This is a genomic window from Micrococcus lylae, assembly GCF_900163825.1.
GTDB lineage: Bacteria > Actinomycetota > Actinomycetes > Actinomycetales > Micrococcaceae > Micrococcus > Micrococcus lylae.
In genome coordinates this window covers 1-3,994 of the sequence record NZ_FUKP01000027.1, presented here as the reverse complement: position 1 = coordinate 3,994, position 3,994 = coordinate 1, and the positions used below count along the sequence as shown (strand labels likewise).

Sequence of the window (3,994 nt, the reverse complement as noted above, 5' to 3'; positions counted from 1 at the left end):
CCTCGGAGTCACGTCCGTGGGTGCGCCAGCCGCCCCCGTCTGGGATCTTCCCGATCTTCTTCACATCCAGGTGCACCATGTGCCCCGGGCCGCGGGCGGTGATCTTCTGTGGTCGTTGGCGCAGGTCCTCACCCGTGGGCGCGAGGTCTCGCAACCGGGAGATGCCCAGCCGGTGCAGCCACCGTCCCACAGTACGAAGACACACCCGGTGGCCTTCGGAGGCGAGGTGGTGATGGATGCGCCGTGCGGACCACTTGCGCTCCCGCCGCAGGGCGTGGATCTGGGCGACCAGGACCGGATCGAGCTGGGCAGGTGAACGGTGCGGCCGGCTGGACCGGTCCTGCAGTCCTGCCTCGCCTTGAGCCTTGTAGCGGGCGACCCAGGTGGCCACCGTGGGCCGGCTCACCCGGAACTTAAGCGGCCACGTGTGCCTGCGGGATCCCGTCGTGCAGGTGGCGGTGGACCATCCTGAGACGGCCAGTGGGGGTCAGGGGTGCGTTAGCGTGAGTCATGAGCGGGTCTCTTCTGGCAGGTGGGTTGTTGAGGAACTTCCATCCTGCGGGAGAGGCCCACTCGTCTCATCTCAGCCCGTACCCCGTGGCAAGAACCTCATGACCCACAACACCTACTCCCGCCGTGAGCGGCGCCGCCGGGAGGCGGCCGAGGAACGCGCTCGAGCGGACTGAAGGTCACGGAACGGAAAAGTTCGCCCCGGCGGGAATGATCACCGCACCGGCGTGGTTGTCCTGAACGAGTCAAGAACAGAGGGCGCGATCGGACCGGGCGACCTCAGCGCTGTGGTCCAGGGAACGTCCAGGAGGTACCGATAGACATGATGAGGCACCCCATCCACACCAACGGCATCACCCGCTGGGTCCAGGACGGACCGCAGGATGAGGCCCACCAGACCCCCGCCGCCCCCGAGATCAAGGAGCGCTCCATGCCCATCCTCCGTCACGAGATCGGCGACGTCCTCCGCGACGTCCGCCAGCGCCAGGGCCGCACGCTCCGCGAGGTGTCGCACGACGCCCGCGTCTCCCTCGGCTACCTGTCCGAGGTGGAGCGCGGCCAGAAGGAGGCCTCCTCCGAGCTGCTGGCCTCGATCTGCGACGCACTCGACGTGCCGCTGTCCGCCATGCTCCGGGAGGTCTCGGACCGCATCGCCGAGCAGGAGGGCGTCATTGTCCCGGACACCGTGCCGGACGAGCTGACCGCAGACCTCGGCGGCTCCGGCCGCGTGGGCACCCTCGCCCACTGATCGTCGGATCCGCTGCTGCACGACGACGGGCGGTCGCCTTCACACGAAGGCGACCGCCCGTCGTCGCGTCACGGCGGCACGCCGCCGTGACATCATCGACACCGCACGCCCGGGCAGGGCGCGCTCCCGTGGCTCCGCGCCGCGGACCGAGAGACGATCCGAGAGGACCTGCATGCGCCGCAGTGAGTTCACCCGCCTCGTGGCCGAGGAGTTCGGCCCCGCCCGGGGACCGGTGATCGTGGACACCCTGAACCTGCCCGGGCTCGACTGCACCGGTGCCGAGGCGTTGGCGAAGGGGGTGGACCCGCGGGACGTCTGGCGGGCGATCTGCGACCTGCAGGACGTGCCGGAGGAGCGCCGGCTCGGCCGGGACATCCCGCCGAAGGGGTGAGCGCCGGACACGCCGCACCGTGTATCGAACACATGTTCGAAGATGTGCGGTAGTGTCCTCCACAGCAGACCGAATGCGGGCTGCCGTCCACAGATCCGCCGGCGCGCCCTATCGTGTCGGCGCCCGTCCGTAGTGTCGTCCACGAGCGGATCGGACGGACCCGCGCCGGGCCCCGCGGCCCGGACCGAAGACCACACATCCAGAGGTGAAAGATGAGCACCGACACCGGCAACGACCGTCAGAAGGCCCTCGACGCCGCCCTGGCCCAGATCGACAAGCAGTTCGGCAAGGGCTCCGTGATGCGTCTGGGCGAACAGTCCCAGACCCCGGTCGAGACCATCTCCACCGGCTCCGTCGCCCTGGACGTGGCCCTCGGCACCGGCGGCCTGCCCCGCGGCCGCGTCGTGGAGATCTACGGCCCGGAGTCCTCGGGCAAGACCACGGTCGCCCTGCATGCGGTGGCCAACGCCCAGCGCAACGGCGGCATCGCCGCGTTCATCGACGCCGAGCACGCGCTCGACCCGGTCTACGCCCGCAAGCTCGGCGTGGACACGGACGCCCTGCTGGTCTCCCAGCCGGACACCGGCGAGCAGGCCCTCGAGATCATGGACATGCTCGTCTCCTCGGGCTCCCTGGACATCATCGTCGTCGACTCCGTGGCCGCGCTCGTGCCGCGCGCCGAGATCGAGGGAGAGATGGGCGACTCCCACGTCGGCCTGCAGGCCCGCCTCATGTCCCAGGCGCTGCGCAAGATCACCGGCCGCCTGGCCCAGTCCAAGACCACCGCGATCTTCATCAACCAGCTGCGCGAGAAGATCGGCGTGTTCTTCGGCTCGCCGGAGACCACCACCGGCGGCAAGGCCCTGAAGTTCTACGCCTCGGTCCGCATCGACGTGCGCCGCATCGAGACCCTCAAGGAGGCCGGCAACCCGGTCGGCAACCGCACCCGCGCCAAGATCGTGAAGAACAAGATGGCCCCGCCGTTCAAGCAGGCCGAGTTCGACATCCTCTACGGCGAGGGCATCTCCAAGGAGGGCGGCCTGATCGACATGGGCGTCGAGGAGGGCATCGTGCGCAAGTCCGGTGCCTGGTTCACCTATGACGGGGACCAGCTCGGCCAGGGCAAGGAGAATGCGCGCCGCTTCCTCAAGGACAACCCGGACCTGGCCCTCGAGATCGAGACCCGGATCCTCCAGAAGCTCGGCATCGTGCCGGACGAGGACGCCGAGGCGGAGGGCGAGGAGCCCGCGCTGACGGCCGTCCCGGACGCCGGCTGAACCGCCGCACCGCACGGATCAGCGCATGAGTGAGCGGCGAGGCCGCGGCAAGCCCCAGGGAGATCCTTCGTGGGGCGACGCCATCTGGATCGAGGCCCCTTCCGTGAAGGCCGCCCGAGAACGGGACGCCCGCCGCGGGGAAACCGGTGACGAGACGACGGCCGCGGACACCGAGTGTCTCGAGGAGGATCTGCCGGACGGCGTCGACCCCGATCGCCTCGCCGCGGCCCGCGCCCGCAGCGCTGCCCGGCGCGTCCGTGCGCAGGCCGAACGCGAGCACGTGGTGGGCTCTGGGCTGCCCGAGCCGCGCCGCAGCCGCCGCAGGACGAGTGCCGAGGCCGGCGGTGGCCCCCGCGGTCGCGGCAGCGGCAGTCGCCGGGAGCCGGCGCCGCTGCCGTCCGACCCGGACGAGCTGCGCGAGCTGGCCCGGACCATCGCGCTGCGCCACCTCACGGGTGCGCCCCGTTCCCGCCACCAGCTCGAGGAGCGCCTGGCGGACCGCGGCATCCCGGAGGAGGTCGGCGCCGAGGTCCTGGACCGCATGGAGGCCGTCCGTCTGGTGGACGACGCCGCCTTCGCCGAGACCCTGGTGCGCTCCCGCCACCGCGGCCGCGGCCTGGCCCGCAGCGCCCTGCGCCGCGAGCTCAAGGAGAAGGGCGTGGACGTGGAGACCGCCGAGGAGGCCCTGGAGGCCGTCACCGGGGAGGACGAGCGCGCCGCCGCCGCGGAGATCGTCGCCAAGAAGATCCGCACCCGTCCCGTGCCCACCGGCCCGGACCCGGAGTCCCGGGCCGAGCGGGACAGGCATGTGCGGCGGCTCGTCGCCATGCTCGGCCGCAAGGGCTACGCGCCCGGCCTGGCATTCTCGGTCGTCCGCGACGCCATCGACGCCCAGGACGGCTGAGGCCGGCCCTCTGAGGACCGCCGGCCGCGCACCCACGGTGCCGGGCCGCCGTCGGGAAGCCACGCGCCACTAGATGTAGGAGGGCATGACGTTGTTGACACATGCAGGGGCCAGTGAGGCCGGAGGAGCGTCTCCGCAGGAGGTATGAGGCCGATGATAGTTGT

General features: G+C 71.1%; 4 protein-coding genes and 1 pseudogene. 4 read left to right on the top strand and 1 reads right to left on the bottom strand.

Annotation, left to right across the window (positions count from 1 at the left end):
* Positions 1-512, bottom strand: a pseudogene (locus tag FM125_RS04335) (helix-turn-helix domain-containing protein); the annotation flags it as partial.
* A gap of 320 nt (positions 513-832) precedes the next feature.
* Between FM125_RS04335 and FM125_RS04330 the strand changes: the two are divergent.
* The 4 genes from FM125_RS04330 (at position 833) to FM125_RS12435 (ending at position 3,830) form a co-directional block, all read left to right on the top strand.
* Positions 833-1,258 carry a helix-turn-helix domain-containing protein gene (locus tag FM125_RS04330; protein ID WP_067189872.1) on the top strand — a complete coding sequence of 142 codons (426 nt, stop codon included), beginning with the start codon at positions 833-835 and terminating at the stop codon, positions 1,256-1,258.
* A gap of 172 nt (positions 1,259-1,430) precedes the next feature.
* On the top strand, positions 1,431-1,649 hold the full coding sequence (locus FM125_RS04325) for a DUF3046 domain-containing protein (protein ID WP_067189875.1): 219 nt from the start codon (positions 1,431-1,433) through the stop codon (positions 1,647-1,649).
* Positions 1,650-1,861: 212 nt separating this feature from the next.
* Positions 1,862-2,926, top strand: a complete 1,065-nt coding sequence (gene recA / locus FM125_RS04320; RefSeq protein WP_067189877.1) for a recombinase RecA — start codon at positions 1,862-1,864, stop codon at positions 2,924-2,926.
* A gap of 25 nt (positions 2,927-2,951) precedes the next feature.
* Positions 2,952-3,830: a regulatory protein RecX gene (locus tag FM125_RS12435; protein ID WP_087133758.1), complete on the top strand. Its 879-nt coding sequence runs from the start codon at positions 2,952-2,954 to the stop codon at positions 3,828-3,830.
* Positions 3,831-3,994: the final 164 nt, after the last annotated feature.